Source organism: Pseudoalteromonas sp. SaAl2, assembly GCF_052947895.1.
Genome location: NZ_CM129605.1, coordinates 715457 through 736056 on the forward strand (window position 1 = coordinate 715457; position 20600 = coordinate 736056).

The window sequence follows — 20600 nt, forward strand, 5'->3', positions numbered from 1 at the left end:
AAAAAAAAACTAAAGGAATTTTTGAGCAGACCGATAACTTAATTAACCAAGCAAAGCGTTGTAAACAACAACCACTGCTTAATTTAAGTAAGTTTGAGAGTAAATGATAAGTTTACTTCGGGAGAGATAATCATGGCTTTATATGTAAATACAAATGTTAGTTCATTGAACGCACAAAGACAATTAATGAATTCTGGTAATGCACTAGATACATCATTCCAACGCTTATCGTCTGGTTTACGTATCAATAGTGCGAAAGATGATGCTGCAGGTCTACAAATTACTGACCGTTTAACGTCACAAATTAATGGTTTAAATCAAGGTAACCGTAACGCAAATGACGGTATCTCTTTAGCACAAACAGCTGAAGGTGCACTTGACGAAGTAACATCAATGTTCCAACGTATTCGTACCCTTGCGCAACAAGCATCAAATGGTTCAAATACGGATGAAGATCGTTTAGCTATTCAAGAAGAGATACGTTCACTGTCTGAAGAAGTTAACCGTGTTGCTGAAGACACTACGTTTGGTGGACAAAATTTACTAAACGGTACATATGATGCTGACTTTCAAGTAGGTGCTGATGCAGTTCAGACAATTGGCTTTAGCATGCAAAATGTAGGTGGTACAGCTACGATTAATAGCCTATCAGCTAATGGTGGTTTCACAATGTCTGGCATTGCAGGGGTTGCTACAGCTGTAACAGGTAAAAGTATGTCTACTTATGCTGCTGGGATCAGCAATGTTGGAAGTGGTGGTATCACAGCAGCGTCTGCTAGTTTTACTAGTATGGTTTTTGATGAGATAAGTGTATCTTCACAAGCAAATGCCCAACAGATCCTTGCAGGTATGGATGCAATGATTGCTGTAGTTGATAAAAAACGTGCAGAACTGGGTGCCGTACAAAACCGTTTTCAATCGACTATTCGTAACCAATCGAATATATCTGAAAACTTAAGCGCTGCGCAATCACGTATTAAAGATACTGACTTTGCTCAAGAAACGGCTAATCTAACTAAGATGCAGATCTTACAACAAGCAAGCCAAACAATTCTTAGCCAGGCTAATCAGCGTCCACAGGCGGCACTAAGTCTTCTAGGGTAATCGTTAGCTTGAGCAGTCAAGAAATTGACTTAAAGAAAAGCGCCTTTGTTTGATGGGGTATTAACAAAGGCGCTATTGAAGGATTATAAAGCGGAGGCGCTAAAAAATCCATTTGTAGTGTTCTAACATTTGTAAGAACGTAACTATCAAAGCATAAATTATGCCATAGTTTATGCTTTATCAACCCACTCTTAAACTTATCTCACAAAGGCTCCTATATGGGGCCTTTTTCTATTTTTTTAATACTGGCCTGAACATTGCAGTATCTGATTAAGTTTATTAACTAACCTGCAAAGTGGCATTTTTTTGCCCCAGGCAATTAAAGTTTGCCGTTGTAATGAGTCACTTTAATCAAATATCACCTTATTAAAGGTGACAGAACTTTGACAGATAAGAAGAGAGTTTATTATGGCTTTATATGTAAATACAAACGTAAGTGCGTTAAATGCACAGCGCCAGTTAACAAATTCTGGTAATGATTTAGATACTTCATTTCAACGGTTGTCATCTGGATTGCGGATTAACAGTGCCAAAGATGATGCTGCCGGTTTACAAATTACTGACCGTTTACAATCGCAAATATTAGGTTTAAGTCAAGGTAACCGTAACGCGAATGATGGCATTTCATTAGCGCAAACTGCGGAAGGGGCAATGGATGAAATCACATCAACTTTTCAGCGAATGCGAACGTTATCACAACAAGCTGCAAATGGTTCAAATACTGATGAAGATCGTTTAGCTATTCAAGAAGAGATTCGACAACTTGCAGATGAAGTTAATCGTATCGCAACAGATACTACATTTGGTGGACAAAATTTATTGGATGGTACATATGCAGCAAGTTTCCAGGTGGGAGCTGATGCCGTTCAAACGATAGGTTTTAGTATGCAAAGTGTTGGTGGAACAGCTGCGATCAATAGTTTATCTGCAAATGGCGGGTTTACAATGTCTGGTATTGCAGGAATTGCAACAGCTGTAACTGGCCAGTCTATGTCTACCTTTGCTGCTGGTATTAGTAATGTTGGTAGCGGAGGGATTACAGCTGCTACAGCTAGTTTTACCAGTATGGTATTTGATGAGATAAGTGTTTCTTCTCAAGCGAATGCTCAACAAGTTTTTGCCGCAATGGATGCAATGATTGCTGTAGTTGATAAAAAACGCGCAGAGTTAGGTGCGGTTCAAAACCGTTTTCAATCAACGATTCGTAACCAAGCAAATATTTCTGAAAATTTAGCTGCAGCTAAGTCACGAATTAAAGATGCTGACTTTGCAGCAGAGACTGCAAATTTAACTAAAAATCAAATTTTACAACAGGCCAGTCAGACTATTTTAGGTCAAGCAAATCAAAGGCCTCAAGCAGCATTAAGCCTACTTCAAGGTTAATGCAGGTCTCTAGGTAGAAAATATTTACAAATAAAGCTAAAGCTTTCATTTTATCTGACGATATAAGAGTTAGAGAACTATCAATCTAGGACTCTAAGTCTGGAGTTGCAGCAGGGTAGGGGTATCCCGCTGTGGCTCTTAAATAAAGATAAAGCGGAGGCTATTATGGCTATCTATGTAAATACTAATGTGAGTTCATTGAATGCACAGAGGCAGTTAAGTAAATCAGGTAATTCACTTGATACTTCTTTTCAAAGGTTATCTTCAGGTTTGCGTATCAATAGCGCAAAAGATGACGCGGCTGGCATGCAAATTTCCAACCGATTGACAGGCCAGGTAAATGGTTTAAACCAGGGGAATCGAAATGCGAACGACGGTATCTCTTTAGCGCAAACAGCTGAAGGTGCACTAGACGAAGTAACGTCAATGTTCCAGCGTATTCGTACTCTTGCACAACAAGCAGCTAATGGTTCAAATACTGATGAAGATCGACTAGCGGTTCAAGAAGAAATACGTCTGCTGTCTGAAGAAGTTAACCGTGTTGCTGAAGACACTACGTTTGGTGGACAAAATTTACTAAATGGTACATATGATGCTGATTTCCAAGTAGGTGCTGATGCAATTCAGACAATTGGCTTTAGCATGCAAAATGTAGGTGGTACAGCTACGATTAATAGCCTATCAGCTAATGGTGGTTTTACCATGTCAGGTATTGCAGGAGTTGCTACAGCTGTAACAGGTAAAAGTATGTCTACTTATGCAGCTGGGATCAGCAATGTTGGAAGTGGTGGTATCACAGCAGCGTCAGCTAGTTTTACTAGTATGGTTTTTGATGAGATAAGTGTATCTTCACAAGCAAATGCACAACAGATCCTTGCAGGTATGGATGCAATGATTGCTGTAGTTGATAAAAAACGTGCAGAACTGGGTGCCGTACAAAACCGTTTTCAATCGACTATTCGTAACCAATCGAATATATCAGAAAACCTTTCTGCAGCACGATCTCGAATTCAAGATACTGACTTTGCACAAGAGACGGCTAACTTAACCAAAACGCAAATTTTACAACAAGCAAGCCAATCTATTTTGAGCCAAGCCAATCAACGGCCACAAGTGGCACTATCACTTTTAGGCTAATTTTATGTATAAGTCACTTTGTAATAAATTATTTTCAAAGTGGCTTATAATTAAAAAAGAATCATTGAAAAGGAGAGTGTGATGATTGATATAACGTCAACACAACGTGCAGTAGATGGCCTTGCTCCAACAAGTTCTGACCAAGTTAAGTACGAGCAAGAAGGTATTAAAAAAGATAAAGGTACTGAACTAGCTGGAAGGGAAGCTGTAGATATTGAGAATATAACTACGAATAAAGATCAACAAGATAAGAAGGATTTAATATCTGAAGTTAAAGCAAATTTAGAAAAATTAAATGAATATCTTCCAGTAACATCTACTAACTTGGTTTTTGAGTTCGATGAATTGGGTGATCCTCCAATCATTAAGGTGCTCGATAAAGAAAATGACGAAGTTATTCGAGAAATACCAACAAAAGAGTTTCGTGAAGTTGCTAAAGCTTTAGATGAGTTTGCCGACAAATTAACTAACAAAGGTCTTTTATTTAATAAAACGGCTTAGTTAATCATCAGTTTTTTGGAGTATGGTTATGCCTCTAATTACATCCGCGGGTATCGGTTCGGGCTTAGATCTCGAAAGTATTATTACAGCTTCAATAGATGCTGAAAATGTTCCTAAAATGAATGCTTTTAGCACGAAAGATACAGCTCTTCAGGTGGAGCTGTCTGCTATTGGAGAAGTTAAATCTGCTTTATCACAATTACAAGACACAATTGAAAAACTGGCTGATCCAGATAACTTCAATAAACGGATTGCTAATATTACTCAACCGACCAGCGATGATGGCGATCTAATATCTGTTACTCCTACATCAGACATAACACCAGGTAACTTTAATATTGAAGTTGTAGAAGCTTGCTCAAGGGAGTCGAGCAGTATCTAATGATTCCGTACCTCCATTATTTGCTTCTACCGATGATGTTGTCAGTGCCTCTGGAGGCACGCTGTCTTTGCTGCGGGTGATAAAACGTTTGACTTGACACTTGATGCTGGTGCTACGCTTGCTGATTTACGAGATGCAATTAATGACTCGGATGATAACTTTGGTGTTACTGCTAACATTATCAACACAGGCTCAGAGTCCAAATTGGTTCTTACTTCTACAATTAGCGGTGCTGGAAATGATCTGATAATTACAAATGATAATGCAGAGTTAGATAATGTATCGACGGTTGCAAATGGCGGTGGAGCTGGTGGAATTGCCATTGCTGTGGGTGATGAGGCGAAAAGTGCTGTTATAAAGGTGGATGGTTTAACCATTACTAATGACACCAATACATTTAAAGATGCTGTTCAAGACATGACTATAGTTGCTAAACGCCAAAGTGTAGATGGTGAAACGGCTAAGTTAGCTGTTGAATATGACCGTGAAAGTGCAACAACATTAATAGATGAACTCATAACAACCTATAACAATGTTGTTGGTCAACTAGGTTATCAATCTCGTGTTGGTAATCCATTAAATAGTGATGCAACGATTCGTTCATTGAGTAGCCAATTAGTAAACAATCTCTCAACAGTAATAACTGATGCTGGCCCTTTCGAAAGTATTTTTGATATAGGCTTAGGAATTGATAAAGACGGTTACCTTGAAAAGTCAAGTTTAGTGAGAAGCCTAAATGAAGCTATGGATGATAACTTTGATGATATTGGCAAGGCTTTTGCAGGTGAAAATGGTATCGCAACTAAGTTTGAAGAGTTTCTAGGTAATTATATTGATTCTGACGGTATTATGGCGCAGCGTGAAGAGAGCCTTACCGCACAAAGGTCTGATTTGGAAGACGATGTGGCAAATCATGAATATCGTATGGCTGAACTAGAAACTCGATTACGTAAACAATACTCTGGATTAGATGTATTATTAGCGCAGATGCAGTCGACACAAAGCTATTTAAGTGCGCAATTAGCAAGTTTACCTGGCTTTACTAAATCTAGTTCGTAGTGTAATTTTTCTGAATATCATGTATTAAATAGGTGGAATTATGTATAACGCCAAAGTAAGAAATTATCAAAAAGAAGCGCTTAAAACACGAGTAGCGGGTGCTGACCGCTATGAAATAATTCAAATGCTGATGGCGGGTGCTATCGAGAAAATGGTCATGGCAAAGGTTGCTATTGATAAAAAACATTTAGAAGCAAAAAGTGAACATATCTCTAAAGCTTCAGCAATTATTGAAGCATTACGTGGGTGTTTAGATTTTAATGCTGGTGGAGAAGTGACAGAGAACTTATATTCTTTATATAGCTACATGATTGATAGGCTAATTGATGCAAGTATAAATAATGATTCGGATATAGTTATTGAAGTATCTAATTTACTCAAAGAAATTAAGTCAGCATGGGACGCTATACCTCATGATGTAAGAGAGCAAACTTTAAATAATAATGGTGTAGATGCCAATGTTGGCTAATTTCGAAAAGTTGTTTTCTGAGTTTTCTACTGGACTAGAAATGGGTGACTTTGAAAAGCTACTAAAGATAGATGAAGAAATTAAAGTATTGTTTAAAGAATCTATTGAAAATGGGCATTTAGGAGGTTCAGAGCAATTACAATTAATAGCAGATAAGCATCATGCTCTGACAGTTCAGGTCTCAGAGTTAGAAAAATCAACCTTCGAGCAGTTAGCTCAGTTTCAAAAAAATCAAAAAAACTTGAAGAAGTATCAAAATGTCTGAACCATCTCAACAGCAACAACTTGCAGAAATCGAAGCGCAGCTAAAAAGTATTTCCGAACAAGAAAAAAAAGAAGCTTTGTTTGCTGAAGAGGCGAATGAGCGGTTTGAAAACAATATTAAAGCGTTTCAAAAGTATTTTCCTGAGATAGCTGAAAAGTTTTTATCTCACCAGCCATCCGATAAGTTTAATTTATTTTTGAACGAGAATGGAACTGCAAATTTTGTTGACTATGGTACAGGCGTACCATTATATGGCAAAGATCCAATTTCTCAATCTAAGGTTCAAATTGAACAAATGTTGAGTAACCCAATACTAGGGAAAGTTGATCATAGCACGTTAGAATTTATGAAGAATGAAACTAATTTCATTCACATAGATTTGATGAAAAGTATAGGTACTATTTATAACAGTGCAGCTAGGGATTTATTAAGTAATAATTGTGTTGATAAATATGTCCCAAGTGCAATTATTTTTGGTGTTGGTCTAGGTTATTACTTATCTGAATTCTTTGAAAGTGTTAATGCAGCGTATATTAGTATTTTTGAACCTAATGAGGATTACTTTTTTGCAAGTTTATTTACTTTTGATTGGGCACCATTTCTGAAAAAAGTAGATGATGAAGGCAGTTTTTTATACTTCTCTATTGGCATTTCTGAGGATGAAATGTATGAGGCTCTTTATGAAAGAACAGGTAAAGTTGGGGCTTTCAGTGTTGCTTCGGCTGTTTTCTTTCAACATTACCCTTCGAAAGAAGTAAATAAGTTAATTGCGGAGTTTAAGAAGAACTACCATCAGTTTTTTATGGGGTGGGGGTTTTTTGACGATGCTTTATTAAGTATTTCTCATACTTTGTCAAATTACACTCGGGACATCAGCATCCTAGATCCTGTGCAGGTTGAGAATACAGATTATCAAGATTACCCAGTTTTCATCGTTGCAAATGGGCCTTCACTTGACAAAGATATAGAAACTATAAAAAAGTTTCAAAATAACGCAATTATAGTTGCTTGTAATTCAGCTACAACAGCACTTCTAAAATATGATATTTCTCCTGACTTTCATGTTGCCTTAGAGAGAACAAAGGCAACTGAAGATTTTCTAAAAGCATTTATACCTTCAAATGAAAGAAAAAAAATTAACTTGTTAGTTTTAAATGTGATGTATCCAGGTGTACTGGACCTGTTTGATTGGTGCGGGGTTGCCTTAAAAGGAAATGAGGCAGGGACATCAATTGCTCAGTTATATGAATATTTTAACAGAGGTAAGGTTACTTCAACTATCGCATTTAGTAACCCCCTTGTTGGCAATACAGCTTTGAGCTTTTTTGGTAGTATGAACTTCAAAAACCTTTACCTTTTTGGTGTTGATAACGGCTATAAAGACCCTAATCATCACCACTCAAAAGGAAGTTATTACTATTCAGGTGATGGAAAAACAGTTCACGCCCCATTAAAAATGGGGGGAGTTAGCAGTTCCCGGAAACTTTGGTGGTGAAGTGATCACAGATCATTTCATGCATACTGGTAAAGTTCAAATGGAAAGATTTTTAAGTTTAAAAAAAAGCTCAGGACTTAATTGCTATAATTGTAGTGATGGCACTTTCTTGAAAGGAGCCTTACCTCTAAAATCTGAAGATATTATTCTTGAAAAAAGTGGTCTCAGTAAGAATGAGGTCATAGATAAAATTAAGTACAACACTTTTTCCAGTTCAAGCGAAGGGAGTGAGTTAGAGCAGTATTTAGATTTCGATGAATTTGAGCAATTGTGTAATATTATGGCTGAAATTTTAGACTCTAAGATTGATAATCGAGCAGATGCATTACAACAATTATTAAAGAGTCTGCGTTATTTGTTCTCATTCAAAAACCACCCGCGCTATACCCACCTTTACCTTCTTCTAGAAGGTGAATCACTATATGTCACTTCTGTGTTAATTTCTTTACTTTATAATTTTGGAGATGACAAAGAAATCATTCCTTATTATCAACAAGCAAAGGAGTTGTGGAAGGATTTTATTCTTGATGCGCCTAATCAATATAGAACAAGATGGAATGTATTGAGTGATTATAGTTTCGACTACTCAAAGCCTTCAGTTTAATGAACACCTCAATCTCTACCAACCGCTTCACTTTGAGGTTGTTAAATGATTTCGATGCGTCTGAACGCTACCTCAGTTGGTTTGAAGACACGATGAGTAAGCAATATATTGCTTACTCATCCTCCTCAATTAACTCACTAAAAGATTATATTAACTCTAAAAATACAGCTTCTGATTGTATTCTCTGGGGGATATTTTTTGAGGGCGAGCATATTGGTAACATCAAGTACGAACCAATTGACCTGCAAAGTGGTCAAGCCACAATGGGAATATTAATAGGTGAACCGACTTGGCGTGGAAAGGGAGTTGCAGCTGAAGTAATTACTGCCACAGCAAATTGTCTGAAGGAGCAGCTTTCTATTAGTGAAATAATTTTAGGTGTTGATGCCAACAATATCCCAGCTATCAAGAGTTATGAGAAATTAGGTTTTCGTACTTTTAATAAAAAAGGTCAAGGTATTTACATGCGTTGGTCACTTTCATAAATTACCACTTTATTTTATAGCTATCTTGCCGATAACCTATATATGGGAATCTATTATCTCTATAATATTCCTACATAAATCAATATTTTTCAAATCATAATCTTCTAGGGGTATTTCATGACCTTAAAAAATAATTCTGGTGCTAAGTTATGGCAACAAGCAAAAAAAATAATCCCTGGAGGTAATCAGCTACTATCGAAGCGTGCTGAAATGTTTCTACCGGAACAATGGCCCGCTTACTATAAGAAGTCAAAAGGTTGTGAAGTTTGGGATTTAGATAATAATCACTATTACGATTTTTCTATTATGGGAATTGGAACTAGCTCTCTTGGCTATGCCAACGATGAGATTAATGAAGCAGTAATATCAGCCGTACAAGATGGGTCAATGAGTAGTTTAAACTGCTATGAAGAAGTTGAGCTTGCTCAGCAATTAATAGCTATTCACCCTTGGTCAGGGGCTGTTCGCTTCACTCGTACTGGTGGAGAATCGTGTACTTTAGCAATTCGAATTGCTCGTGCTTTTAGTAAGAAAGAAACAGTGGCATTTTGTGGTTATCATGGTTGGCATGATTGGTATTTAGCGACAAATATTAGTGATAGTGAAAATTTAGATGAGCAACTATTACCAGGACTAAAACCTGCGGGTGTGCCAAAACAGCTGCTTAATACTGCTATTCCCTTCAAAGAAGGTGATATTGAAGGTTTCAAAACTATTGTTGAAAAGCACCGTGATAGATTAGGCGTCGTAATGATGGAAGTGTTCAGACATGGCCAACCTAATGTTGAATTTTTAAAACAAGTAAAAGCGATTGCACATGAAAACAATATCGTCGTAGTCTTTGACGAGATCTCTTCTGGCTTTAGATTAAATACAGGTGCATCCCACCTGTTAACTGAGGTGGAACCTGATATTTGTGTACTTGGTAAAGCGTTAGGTAACGGACATCCAATCGGTGCAATTATAGGTCGCTCAGAAGTAATGGATGCTGCACAGCAATCTTTTATCAGTAGTTCTTACTGGACTGAAAGAGTTGGTTTTGTTGCTGCGCTTAAAACATTGGAAATTTTTAAACGTGACGATGTACCTCTTAAGCTTAATGAAATTGGCAAAAAGCTCAAAAAACAAATATTAAATGCATCAGCTAAAGCTGGCTTTGATTTAAAAATAATTGGTATTGATAGTGTACCTATTTTTATTTTTCCTACAGATCAAGCATTAGCACTTAAAACGTTGTTCACCCAAGAGATGCTAAAAAGAGGTTTTTTAGCCAGTAATGTAATTTATCTTTCCATTGCCCATAGTGAAGAGGCATGTGAAAAGTATATTTCTGCTATCACTGAAGTTTTTAACCTATTGCAAGGTGCGCTTGATAGTAACCAAAATATTGCAAGTTTAATTGATGGGCCTGTGTGTCATAGTGGTTTTCAAAGGTTAAATTAGATGGCTAAAGTAATTGCATTTATACAAGCTCGTATGGGTTCTTCAAGACTACCTAACAAAGTTATTAAGGGTATAAATGGTAGGCCTGTGATCGTTCAAGTTGTTGAGCGACTAAAAAAGGCCTCTCGTATTGATGATATTGTTTTACTTACATCGACTAATCAAGAAAACGATGAATTATGCCTTGTTGCTAAAGAGCATGGTATTAAATTCTTTCGAGGGCCTGAAGAGAACGTATTACAAAGGTTCCAGCTCGCGACAGAGTTGTACCCCTGTGAATTCGTAATTCGTATTACAGGTGATACACCTTTTGTTGATGCTGATATTTGTGAGCGGTTGTGTACTAAGGTAATAGATGAAAATGCTCAGTATGGCTTTTTAAGTGAGAAGTTTGCAGAAGGCGTTGACTGTGAAGTTATAGAAACTAAGGCGTTAAATGGGCTTGTTTTAGAAACACTGAGGCCATCTGAATTAGAACATGTCACCTTGCATTTCTATGAAAATACAGCACAACAATATCGAGTTATTGAAATGAATAATGACACTGATGATAGTCATTATCGGTTTACTTTAGACACACCAGAAGATTGGCAAGTTATAAAAGCGATTGCTGATGCGAATGATGATACTCTAAATGTAACTTATCAACAGATAAAAGCATTCCTAGACAGCCATCCTGATATAAAAGCGATTAATGCTCAAATAATTCGTAATGAAGGGCTTTTAATTTCTCTTAAAAACGAACAACAAGATAGAGAATAATATGAAAATTAATGGAAAAAAAATAGATTCTACTAGTCCTTGTTACATCATTGCTGAAATGTCAGCTAATCATGGTGGTAGTTTAGAAAAAGCCAAAGAAATAATTAGAGCAGCTAAACAAGCAGGTGCAGATGCTATTAAGCTGCAGACCTATACTGCAGATACAATCACGCTTGATTGCGATAAACCTGATTTTTGCTTACCTAGCGATAATCCATGGCAATCGCATGTTTCATTGCATTCTTTATATCAAAAAGCATATACGCCTTGGGAGTGGCATAAAGAGTTATTTGCTGAAGCACAGCGTTGTGATATTGATATTTTTTCTTCACCCTTTGATTTTTCTGCAGTTGATCTTCTAGAAGAACTTGGTGCACCTGTTTACAAAATCGCTTCTCCAGAAATAACAGATATCCCCCTTTTACAATATGTTGCAAAAACTGGAAAGCCTGTGATTTTGTCAACTGGGATAGCGGACCTTGAAGATATTGAGCTTGCAGTTGAAGTATTGAGGAAGAGTGGCTGTAAAGAGCTTGCAATCTTAAAGTGTACAACAGCTTATCCTACCCCATTAGAAGAGTGCAACTTAGCGACGATTGCAGATATCAAGAATCGCTTTAATTGCATTGCAGGTCTTTCAGATCATACACAAGGTGTAATTTCTCCAGTTGTGAGTGTCACTCTTGGGGCTAAAATCATCGAAAAACATTTCATTTTAGACAAAAGTGATGACTCAGTGGATGCCTTTTTCTCTTTAGATAAAAACGAATTTAGTCAATTGGTATGTGCTGTAAGAGATGCAGAGAAGGCACTAGGACATGTTGACTATTCAATAACGGTGTCAGCACAAAAAAATATTTTAGCTCGGCGCTCTTTATACTTTGCTAAAGCACTTAATGAAGGTGATGTAATTACTGCTGATGTCATTAAATCAGTAAGACCTGGTTTTGGACTTCATACTAAATATTACGATCAAGTTATTGGTAAACAAGTTAGTAGCAAAGTCGAAATTGGTGATCGTGTAAGCTTTGACGTATTAGATAATATCGGTGATTAGCTATGAAAACATGTGTTGTTGTTGGTGGTGGAGTATGTGGTCTTACAGCGAGTATATTACTAAAAAAAAGATATGATCGAGTTTTGCTGGTTGAACAAGGGAGTGTTGTTGGTGGGTTACTTAGCTCAGTTAAAGATGAACAAGGTAATATTTACGACCAAGGTACTCATATTCCAGTTACAACCGGCATCGAGGAAGTGGATGATATTATCTTTAATTTCGAGAATAAGGAAATACACTGGCATCAATTTCAACGGCTAGAAACCGGAAATTACTTTGCCGGTTCTTGGGACTTAGAAACACAAACGATCGACGCTAGAAAGTTAAATGAAGGTATTTATCACAAAGGAGTTGGTGAGTTTTTATCCTCAATCCAGCCAAGTTCAGCAACCAACATCGAAGCATATTTAAATGAAACTCTAGGGCCAACGTTTTATGAAAACTTGGCGATGCCAGTTATCAATAAATTGTACGGAAAGGATGTCGATAAAAAGCGTTTATCCACGAGCACTAGCATCAACTACTTTGGTGCTAATAGGATAAAAGCATTTGATGAAAACTTAACGAGAATACTAAAACAGCACCCTGAAATAGATAAAAAATTAGGCTTTCATAAAAGCAGCGAATATGACTCATATTTGAAAGAGAATAACTTTCCTATGCCATATTACTTTTATCCAAATACTGATGGAGTACAGTTATGGGTATCAGAGCTCGTAAGTAAAGCTCAGGCTGTAGGCGTTGAAATTATCACTAATACTCAGGTAAAAAAATTATTTGAATCAAATGGTAAAATTGACTCGGTAGAGCTAAGTAACAGTGAAGTAATTAACACTGAACTTGTTTTTTGGAGTGCACCTCCTGTTTTTGCATTACATGCGGGAGGATTACCTATTCATAGTTATCGGCCTACGTTCCGAACTGCTTATATTTTGCACGCAACATTTGATAAACCCCTCAATAATAATAAATCTCACTATTTATGGAACTGGGATCCAAGCTCTGAGATTTTTAGAATCACTCTTTATGATAATTTACGCACTGAGAAAACTCACTCTGTATCTGCAGAGGTACTTAGGGATAAAAGTGAGGCTGAGTTTACTTTAAGTGAAGGTGTAGAAGATCTAAGGAATATGGGGTTGATTACTGAAGATGCAGCTATACAAAGTGGCTTTGTTCAGCAAATTGAAAATACTTTCCCTGTACCTACAAAGGGATTTGCAGAAGCGACTGAAATTAATTATCAGACTCTGATATCTGCATATAGTAATATACTTGTTTCTGGTAGATTTAGCGGACGTTGTTGGCTTTTACATGACGTTCTTAGGTTTGCATATGAAGATATCAATAACTATGCAAACTAACGCTCAATTTATTTTCTATTGCCATGCAACGAAAAGTGCTGGCCTTGGGCATTTATCAAGATGTTTAAATATTGCCAGAGAAATCAATTTATTATCGAAATGCTCTAGTGTTTACTTCTATGGTGACTATGATTTATTTGCTGAGCAGAAAATTAATTTTTACTCTTTCAATGTACTAAAAGAGCTCAATAATCCTGAAAACACAACCATAATTTGTGATAGCTACGAGTTTTCTCAGCATCAACTGCTTAATTTAAGCTGTGCTGGTTTTAAATTGTGTGTTCTTGATGATTTTCAACAATATAATTTTGATTTTATTGAGCTTATAATAAATTTTCGTTTGAACGCAGAAGCATTTTATCAAACATGCAATGCAAGCTGTTTAGGGGTTAATTATTTTTCATTTCCAGCTGAGTTCGTTGCTTTAAGGGAAAAGAGATTAGCACTACTACATAAAAATAAAATTAAAAAAGTGCTGGTTTTTATCGGAGGTCATGACACTTTTAATGTGGGTGTAAAAGTTATTGCGGCTTTGGACCAAGTTTTTACTGGTGTCGACTTTATTCTAATAGATAAACAAAAACCGCAACTCAATGTTGAAAATAATAGGGTAGAAATAGTTGGATTTACTGAAGATATTTCGAGTTACTTTGCAGATAGTGATTTAATTATTAGTGGTGGTGGGTTAACTAAATATGAAGCAGGCTTTTGTTTAATTCCCAATTGTTCAATCTCACAAACACATGCACAACACCAAGATACGATAGAATTAGCTAAAAATAATTTAACTTACGATTTAGGCCTTGCAGAGGATGCAAATGTTGATAGATTGACTTATGGCATAGCCATTTTTCTTAAGCAAAAAGCAAAGCAGTTAAATGCATTTATAGAGACTTATAATACTTATTCAACACGAAACTTAGCACTTAAAATCATGAAGGCCTAAAATGAACGAGTTTGAATCGAAACAAGCTGAATGGGAAAAAATAGCAAGAGCAAGTGCCGACTTTAAAGAGCAGGTTGGACGCCCATTTGATGATAGTGCATGGCTAGCACTAAGTGCAGATGTACTAAGTAAGCTAGAATTAAACCCAGCCTCTAAAGGTAATGTATTGGATGTCGGTTGTGGCAATGGCTTGCTACTTTCAAAGATAGCTAATAATTTTAACGAATTAGTGGGTGTTGACTACTCTGAGTCTATGGTAGACAAGGCCAAAATGTTGTTGCCAGATGGAGCATTCACTCAGTCAGAAGCAAATAGATTAAGATTCAAGAATAATTATTTTGATAGAGTACTTTGCTACAGCATTTTTCACTACTTTCCTTCATATGACTATGCATTAGAAGTGATTTTAGAAATGATTCGTGTCACAAAACCTGGGGGCTTGATTTTATTAGGAGATATTCTTGATGCGCACTTTGAGTCAGAAATTAAAGGGAATAGCGACTTAGAATATGAGAAGACGATACCACTGATACATCGTTATTCGCAGTGGCGCTTTTATAACTTTGAAAGATTAATCGATGATTTATCAGCACATGCAAAAAAGGTAGAAGTATTAACTCAGCCTGAAACCTTTGTGCTTGCTACATACCGAAAGGATATTAGAATTTGGGTTTAGCCGAGTTAGAAAAAGAATTAGCACTTTACTTTGAGCGGGAGAATGTCATTCTTACCCGTTCAGGTGGCTTTGCAATTATCACTGCTCTTCAATGCGCAGGTTTAAAGCGAGGTAGTAAGATAATTATGCCTGCGAGTTGTTGTCCTATCGTTTTATTCTCTATCCAAATGGCTGGTTACTCTGTTGTGCTCGCAGATGTTTCACTCAGCTCACTTTCTATGGAAGTTGAGCAAATTGAATCAGTAATGGATGATGATGTTTCAGCAATTCTTGCTGTGCATGGGTATGGTCACTTTTGCGCAATTGATGAAATTACTGATTATGCTAAGCGAAACGGCGTCATTTTAATTGAAGACGCTTGCCTTGCATATGGCGGAAAATTTAAAGGCCGACCAATAGGAAGCTTTGGAGATTTCTCTGTTATTAGCTTTGGCTATGATAAGCCTATTAGCAATAACTATGGTGGCGCATTAATGACAAATTGCGAAATTTATGCTGATAAGATAAGGCGTTTTTTAGTTAGTAATGAAATGGCACAATTCTCAGACTCAATACAAGCGACCCATGTATTAGAAAGTCTAAACGAGTTAGATAGGTTAACTGCTATAAGAAAGTCTAATATTGCTTTTATAGAGCAAAGGGTTTCTAATCAAACATTTAAAAAGCTTTCATACAATCCTGAATTAACCTATTGGCGATACCCATTATTCCTTGAAAACAGAAAGCATTTTTTAAATGAAGCAAAGCAAAAAAACATATTGTTCACTAGTCACTATCGTTCTTTAGGCCTTTTGCAGACTCAAGGTAATTACCCAAATGCAGAAGAAATCGGAAATAAAATTATAAATTTATTTGTGCAGCCGGCTACGTCTAAAGCTCAACTAACTAACATGGTAAAATTTATCAATGACTACAGACAGGGCTAATAGCCTAAAAAGTTATTATCAAGGCTTGTATGCTCAGTTTGGTGATAGTCATCAATCTGTTCAACATGTATCAAAAGAAGCTCAAAATGTTCGATTTAAGATCTTCCTTGAGCAAATATCGAAAACAAGTCGGGTTATTGATTTAGGTTGTGGATTAGGAGATATGTTGGCATTCTTCCGTGATAATGGATTTACAGGGGAGTATCTAGGCTTAGACTTTGTCCCAGAGTTTATTAATTCTGCCGAAAAAAAAGTTTTCAGATGATAAAAAATCTAGTTTTGAATTGTTTGATATCTATAGTGATGCTATACCACTTAGCTATGATCACGTTTTAATCAGTGGTGTTTTTAATAATAGAACAAGTGATAATTTTTCGTTCATGAAAAGTGTACTTTCAAAAAGTTTTGCTGCATGTGAAAAGTCGGTCATATTTAATGCTTTAACAAGTTATGTAGAGTTTGAGGAGCCTACCTTATTCTATATAGATCCGATGATTATTTTTGCTCACTGTAAGCGAGAAATGACTCCCTTCGTGAATTTAAAGCACGACTATCTCACAAAAAGAGATGGATTCCCTTATGAGTTTACTTTGAGTCTGCACAAAGAGGGCTCCCCTATATGATTTTAAGTGTGATGCAGCCAACTTATTTACCTTGGCTAGGTTACTTTGCATTAATACAAAGCGCGGATAAGTTTGTATTTCTTGATGATGTAAAACTAGAGAAAAGTGACTGGCATATCAGAAATAGAATAAAAGCTAAGAATCAGTCACTGATGCTTAGTTGCCATGTATCAACACCGAATGGGAGGTTAGCTGCCACAATTGAAAATACCTCATTTGTAAAAGAAGCAGTGTGGAAAAAAAAAGCACCTAAGAAGTATTTATGAAAACTATAATAAAACCGAACATTTTGAAGAGCTGTTCCCAGTCCTTTCATCGGTATTTGAACAAGATAACTTAAATACTGTAGCTCAGTTTAATATTGCACTTATTAAGGCATTGATGGGTTATATCGGTATTAGCACGCCAACTTTTATATCTTCTGCGTTATCTAATGTTGAAGGCGTAAAAGATAGTCGGCTGGTTTCCCTAAGCAAAATATTAGATTGTGATGTTTACCTATCGCCGATAGGAGCGAAAGATTATATTGAAGAATTCACCCCTGGGGGACAGTTAGTAAAAAAACAAAATAGATGTTTACTATCAAAACTTTGAACATCCTGAGTATCTGCAAAGGAACGGCGATTTTATGTCGCATCTAAGCGTGATTGATTGTTTATTTAATGTCGGCCCCAATAAGACAGCAGAGCTAATAAAAAACTCTACAAAGCAAGCGCTTCACTATAGTGATTTTTACTAACTGAGCTGCCACTTGGCAGGGTTTATAAATTTCTCGTCTTTGATAGAAAGCTCGTTATAAAATATATTGGGTTCTAACTTGCTTTCTATTGCCTGAAAAATTTCTTCGAGCTGGGCTTCACTATTAACACCTACAACAACTTTATCAATTTTTTCAATCCCAACAACGTAGTTAATAGCCAATGCTAAAGGAGTTACATTTAAGCGTTTAGCAAGCTTATGAAACTGCTCAAGGGAAGGCCTTATAGGGTTAAAATATTCAGGCCACTCACCTTCAGACATCAGTAATAAGCCTTGTAAAAAAAGCGGAGCGTGTGTGAACTTCAACTCCGCTTTGTTGGAATTTACTTAGAAGATCTGTAGTTAAAAAGCGCTGATCGAATATGTTAGCGGGTAACTGGATTAAATCAATCTGTTCTAAAATGCTCTGAGTTATTTGATTTGTAGAGTAAACCGATAAACCTATTTTGGTTACTTTATTTTTAGTTTTAAGGCTATTTAAGATTTCTAAAAGGTTTGGATATTTTTTTAAATCGTCTGCATTGTGCAATAGAAGCCCGTATATAGTATTTTTCCCTAAATCTGCAAGTGTATTTTCAAGGTTAGACTGAACCCAATCAGTTTCAATGCATGAATCAGGTAAGGGCTTTATTTTACTCACAAAATTAAAATCGTTAATAGCGCACTTACCTAATATAGACTCCGCATCTCCATAGGCTGCTGCGGTATCAATGGTATCTAAAGAAGAATTTTTGGCTAGGGCTAAAATACGCTCAATTTCATCTGTTTGGGTTTTTCCAGCGTGATTACTAACACCGTAGTCCAAGCCAAATTGCACTGTACCTAGAGCAAGCTTCATACTAAACCAATCAATGTATTGATAACGAATTGCTGCTCTTGCGCTGTCATTGTTGGATGCACAGGAATTGTAACAGCCTGTTTGTAATATGTTTCAGCGTTTGGGAAATCGCCTTCAGAAAAGCCCAATGCTTGATAATAGGGTTGTAAATGAATGGGTATATAATGCAAGTGAGCAATAATTCCTTGCTCGCGCATGCCTGTAATGACTGATTTGTGTTTTTCTACGCCACACTGCGTTAAACGAACAATATATAAATGGTAGCTAGAGTAACAATCATTCGATTGTGTTAAATGAGCTACAGCTGGATTTGCAAATGCATGGTCATATGTTTTTGCAATGTCGTTACGTACACTTACAAAGTTATCTAGTTGTTTTAATTGGCTTAGCCCCAATGCTGCTTGTATGTCAGTCATTCTATAATTAAAGCCAAGCTCAATTTGTTGATAATACCAAGGACCATGACATGGTTCAGTCATTTCATCTGGATTGTTAGTGATGCCATGACTGCGTAAGCGCTTCATTTTCTTATTGAGCTTTTCGCAGTTAGTAACCGCCATACCACCTTCAGCTGAAGTGATGATCTTTACAGGATGAAAGCTAAAAACAGTAATGTCTGAGTACTCACAGCTGCCAACAGGCTTGTTTTTATACGTCCCCCCAATAGCATGTGAGGCATCTTCAATGATCTTAAAGCCATACTCTTTGGCAAGTTTATTTATCTCGGCCATATCGCATGATTGACCTGCTAAATGAACAGGGATAACCACTTTGGGAAGTCGCTTGTTATGCTTGGCAACTATTAATTTTTCTTTAAGGGCTGTAACCGACATATTGCCTGTTTTAAGGTCTATATCAACAAAGTCAATTTTTGCGCCACAATACAGCGCGCAGTTACTTGATGCCACAAACGAAATTGGCGACGTCCAAACGATGTCGCCAACACCTACACCTAAAGCAAGACATGCGATATGCAAAGCTGAAGTGGCACTGTTAGTGGCACAGGCGTAGTTAACACTACAATACTCAGCAATGGCACTTTCAAATGCCGGAACAGCAGGCCCTTGTGTTAACCAATCAGATTTTAAGACATCAATAACGGCATTAATATCGTCTTGTGAAATACTTTGCTTGCCGTAAGGAATTACCTTGTTCATCATCATAAGTATTACAGCAACGCTTGGACATTGAAGTTTTTGATTTCTTCAAGGGTCATATAGTGTGGGTTACTTAAAGAGTTATACTCAAAGCCTTGTTTTACTTTTTTACCTTTTTCGCCAATTGCATTCACGGTAAAGTCATTGCTACGGCTACTGAATTTGATGCCTGGGGCAATTACATAATGATCCTTATATTCATAAGTTTCAAAACATAAATCTTGCGGACACATTACTTCATGAAGCTTCTCACCAGGACGAATACCGATAACTTTAATAGGTAAGTCAGGCGCCATGGCTTTGGCAAGATCAATAATGCGAATAGAAGGTATTTTAGGAACGAAAATCTCACCACCTAACATTCGTTCAAAGTTAGTCAAAACAAAATCTACACCTTGCTGCAGACTAATCCAAAAACGAGTCATCTCTTCATGAGTGATTGGAATGTGGTCGCGTCTTTGGTCAATAAACTTTTGAAAAATAGGTACAACAGAACCCCGTGAACACACAACATTACCGTATCGAACTACAGAAAACGTCGTCTTATGTCCTCCCGCAATATTATTAGCAGCAACAAATAGCTTATCAGAAGCAAGTTTTGTTGCGCCATATAAGTTGATTGGGTTGGCAGCTTTATCTGTAGAGAGTGCAATTACTTTTTCTACGTTATTATCAAGGGCGGCATCAATCACGTTTTCTGCACCATTAATATTAGTTTTTATACATTCCATAGGGTTATATTCAGCCGCAGGGACTTGCTTAAGAGCTGCAGCATGAATTACATAATTAACACCACGCATTGCTCTGCGTAATCTGTCTTTATCGCGTACATCGCCGATAAAATAACGCATACAAGGTTGATCAAAGTCTTGTTGCATTTCAAATTGTTTTAGCTCATCGCGGGAAAAAATAATAATTTTTTTTGGGTTATAGCGCTCGAGCAAGGTTTTTACATACTTCTTACCAAATGAACCGGTACCACCGGTAATTAAAATCGTTTTATTATCGAACATAGTGTTATCCAAGTTGTTTATCATTGGCGTAGCTATTTATAAAAGTGCAGTACGCATTGTGAGAATTTTGACACAATTCTCAGTACTTTACATAGTAACTGAGTAAGTTAGCAAGTGTGATGCCAAGTTAATTTAGTTTAAACATGGTACAA

The 20600-nt window shown here is 36.7% G+C and carries 24 protein-coding genes and 1 pseudogene; 21 read left to right on the forward strand and 4 right to left on the reverse strand.

Annotation, left to right across the window (positions count from 1 at the left end; genetic code table 11):
- Positions 1 to 132 precede the first annotated feature (132 nt).
- From ACU8V8_RS03325 to ACU8V8_RS03425, 21 genes and pseudogenes are all read left to right on the forward strand, one after another.
- Complete coding sequence (locus ACU8V8_RS03325) at positions 133 to 1104, forward strand: flagellin N-terminal helical domain-containing protein (RefSeq protein WP_446888837.1); 972 nt, start codon at positions 133 to 135, stop codon at positions 1102 to 1104.
- Between the two features lie 408 nt (positions 1105 to 1512).
- On the forward strand, positions 1513 to 2487 hold the full coding sequence (locus ACU8V8_RS03330; protein ID WP_446888838.1) for a flagellin N-terminal helical domain-containing protein: 975 nt from the start codon (positions 1513 to 1515) through the stop codon (positions 2485 to 2487).
- A 165-nt stretch (positions 2488 to 2652) separates the two neighbouring features.
- Complete coding sequence (locus ACU8V8_RS03335) at positions 2653 to 3624, forward strand: flagellin N-terminal helical domain-containing protein (protein WP_446888839.1); 972 nt, start codon at positions 2653 to 2655, stop codon at positions 3622 to 3624.
- 81 nt (positions 3625 to 3705) lie between these two features.
- On the forward strand, positions 3706 to 4125 hold the full coding sequence (locus ACU8V8_RS03340; RefSeq protein ID WP_446888840.1) for a flagellar protein FlaG: 420 nt from the start codon (positions 3706 to 3708) through the stop codon (positions 4123 to 4125).
- Between the two features lie 28 nt (positions 4126 to 4153).
- Positions 4154 to 5566, forward strand: a pseudogene (gene fliD / locus ACU8V8_RS03345) (flagellar filament capping protein FliD).
- A gap of 40 nt (positions 5567 to 5606) precedes the next feature.
- The gene (gene fliS, locus ACU8V8_RS03350) at positions 5607 to 6035 is read left to right on the forward strand and encodes a flagellar export chaperone FliS (RefSeq protein WP_446888841.1); all 429 of its coding nucleotides are present in this window, start codon (positions 5607 to 5609) and stop codon (positions 6033 to 6035) included.
- Entirely contained in the window at positions 6025 to 6300 is a 276-nt protein-coding gene (locus ACU8V8_RS03355; RefSeq protein ID WP_446888842.1) for a hypothetical protein, read from the forward strand. Before fliS ends, ACU8V8_RS03355 begins: the two co-directional genes overlap by 11 nt.
- A complete protein-coding gene (locus tag ACU8V8_RS03360; RefSeq protein WP_446888843.1) occupies positions 6293 to 7795 on the forward strand; it encodes a motility associated factor glycosyltransferase family protein in 1503 nt (500 codons plus the stop codon). The genes ACU8V8_RS03355 and ACU8V8_RS03360 overlap by 8 nt, the downstream gene beginning before the upstream one ends.
- Position 7796: 1 nt before the next feature.
- The gene (locus ACU8V8_RS03365) at positions 7797 to 8399 is read left to right on the forward strand and encodes a hypothetical protein (RefSeq protein WP_446888844.1); all 603 of its coding nucleotides are present in this window, start codon (positions 7797 to 7799) and stop codon (positions 8397 to 8399) included.
- Positions 8399 to 8884, forward strand: coding sequence for a GNAT family N-acetyltransferase (locus tag ACU8V8_RS03370; RefSeq protein WP_446888845.1), 486 nt, complete (start codon positions 8399 to 8401; stop codon positions 8882 to 8884). Before ACU8V8_RS03365 ends, ACU8V8_RS03370 begins: the two co-directional genes overlap by 1 nt.
- A 117-nt stretch (positions 8885 to 9001) precedes the next feature.
- Positions 9002 to 10327 (forward strand): aminotransferase class III-fold pyridoxal phosphate-dependent enzyme, encoded by a 1326-nt coding sequence (locus tag ACU8V8_RS03375; RefSeq protein ID WP_446888846.1) that lies wholly within the window; start codon positions 9002 to 9004, stop codon positions 10325 to 10327.
- A complete protein-coding gene (locus tag ACU8V8_RS03380) occupies positions 10328 to 11089 on the forward strand; it encodes a cytidylyltransferase domain-containing protein (protein WP_446888847.1) in 762 nt (253 codons plus the stop codon). It begins immediately after the preceding gene.
- Between the two features lies 1 nt (position 11090).
- Positions 11091 to 12146 carry a pseudaminic acid synthase gene (pseI, locus tag ACU8V8_RS03385; RefSeq protein ID WP_446888848.1) on the forward strand — a complete coding sequence of 352 codons (1056 nt, stop codon included), beginning with the start codon at positions 11091 to 11093 and terminating at the stop codon, positions 12144 to 12146.
- Between the two features lie 2 nt (positions 12147 to 12148).
- The gene (locus ACU8V8_RS03390; protein WP_446888849.1) at positions 12149 to 13510 is read left to right on the forward strand and encodes an NAD(P)-binding protein; all 1362 of its coding nucleotides are present in this window, start codon (positions 12149 to 12151) and stop codon (positions 13508 to 13510) included.
- The gene (locus ACU8V8_RS03395; RefSeq protein ID WP_446888850.1) at positions 13482 to 14456 is read left to right on the forward strand and encodes a glycosyl transferase; all 975 of its coding nucleotides are present in this window, start codon (positions 13482 to 13484) and stop codon (positions 14454 to 14456) included. Before ACU8V8_RS03390 ends, ACU8V8_RS03395 begins: the two co-directional genes overlap by 29 nt.
- 1 nt (position 14457) lies before the next feature.
- Positions 14458 to 15132, forward strand: coding sequence for a class I SAM-dependent methyltransferase (locus ACU8V8_RS03400; RefSeq protein WP_446888851.1), 675 nt, complete (start codon positions 14458 to 14460; stop codon positions 15130 to 15132).
- Positions 15123 to 16058 (forward strand): DegT/DnrJ/EryC1/StrS family aminotransferase, encoded by a 936-nt coding sequence (locus ACU8V8_RS03405; protein ID WP_446888852.1) that lies wholly within the window; start codon positions 15123 to 15125, stop codon positions 16056 to 16058. The genes ACU8V8_RS03400 and ACU8V8_RS03405 overlap by 10 nt, the downstream gene beginning before the upstream one ends.
- Positions 16039 to 16323: a methyltransferase domain-containing protein gene (locus ACU8V8_RS03410; protein ID WP_446888853.1), complete on the forward strand. Its 285-nt coding sequence runs from the start codon at positions 16039 to 16041 to the stop codon at positions 16321 to 16323. Before ACU8V8_RS03405 ends, ACU8V8_RS03410 begins: the two co-directional genes overlap by 20 nt.
- A 354-nt stretch (positions 16324 to 16677) precedes the next feature.
- Positions 16678 to 16947 carry a WbqC family protein gene (locus ACU8V8_RS03415; RefSeq protein WP_446888854.1) on the forward strand — a complete coding sequence of 90 codons (270 nt, stop codon included), beginning with the start codon at positions 16678 to 16680 and terminating at the stop codon, positions 16945 to 16947.
- 31 nt (positions 16948 to 16978) lie between these two features.
- Positions 16979 to 17275, forward strand: coding sequence for a WbqC family protein (locus ACU8V8_RS03420; RefSeq protein WP_446889573.1), 297 nt, complete (start codon positions 16979 to 16981; stop codon positions 17273 to 17275).
- Between the two features lie 13 nt (positions 17276 to 17288).
- On the forward strand, positions 17289 to 17420 hold the full coding sequence (locus tag ACU8V8_RS03425; protein WP_446889574.1) for a WbqC family protein: 132 nt from the start codon (positions 17289 to 17291) through the stop codon (positions 17418 to 17420).
- Here the strand turns inward: ACU8V8_RS03425 and ACU8V8_RS03430 are convergent.
- Genes ACU8V8_RS03430 through pseB form a run of 4 tightly spaced genes read right to left on the reverse strand, consistent with a single transcriptional unit; the run spans position 17417 to position 20448 of the window.
- On the reverse strand, positions 17417 to 17701 hold the full coding sequence (locus tag ACU8V8_RS03430) for an aldo/keto reductase (RefSeq protein ID WP_446888855.1): 285 nt from the start codon (positions 17699 to 17701) through the stop codon (positions 17417 to 17419). The genes ACU8V8_RS03425 and ACU8V8_RS03430 overlap by 4 nt on opposite strands.
- Complete coding sequence (locus ACU8V8_RS03435; protein ID WP_446888856.1) at positions 17694 to 18278, reverse strand: aldo/keto reductase; 585 nt, start codon at positions 18276 to 18278, stop codon at positions 17694 to 17696. The genes ACU8V8_RS03430 and ACU8V8_RS03435 overlap by 8 nt, the downstream gene beginning before the upstream one ends.
- The gene (gene pseC, locus ACU8V8_RS03440; protein ID WP_446889575.1) at positions 18275 to 19438 is read right to left on the reverse strand and encodes a UDP-4-amino-4,6-dideoxy-N-acetyl-beta-L-altrosamine transaminase; all 1164 of its coding nucleotides are present in this window, start codon (positions 19436 to 19438) and stop codon (positions 18275 to 18277) included. The genes ACU8V8_RS03435 and pseC overlap by 4 nt, the downstream gene beginning before the upstream one ends.
- 8 nt (positions 19439 to 19446) lie before the next feature.
- Positions 19447 to 20448: a UDP-N-acetylglucosamine 4,6-dehydratase (inverting) gene (pseB, locus tag ACU8V8_RS03445; RefSeq protein ID WP_446888857.1), complete on the reverse strand. Its 1002-nt coding sequence runs from the start codon at positions 20446 to 20448 to the stop codon at positions 19447 to 19449.
- Positions 20449 to 20600: the final 152 nt, after the last annotated feature.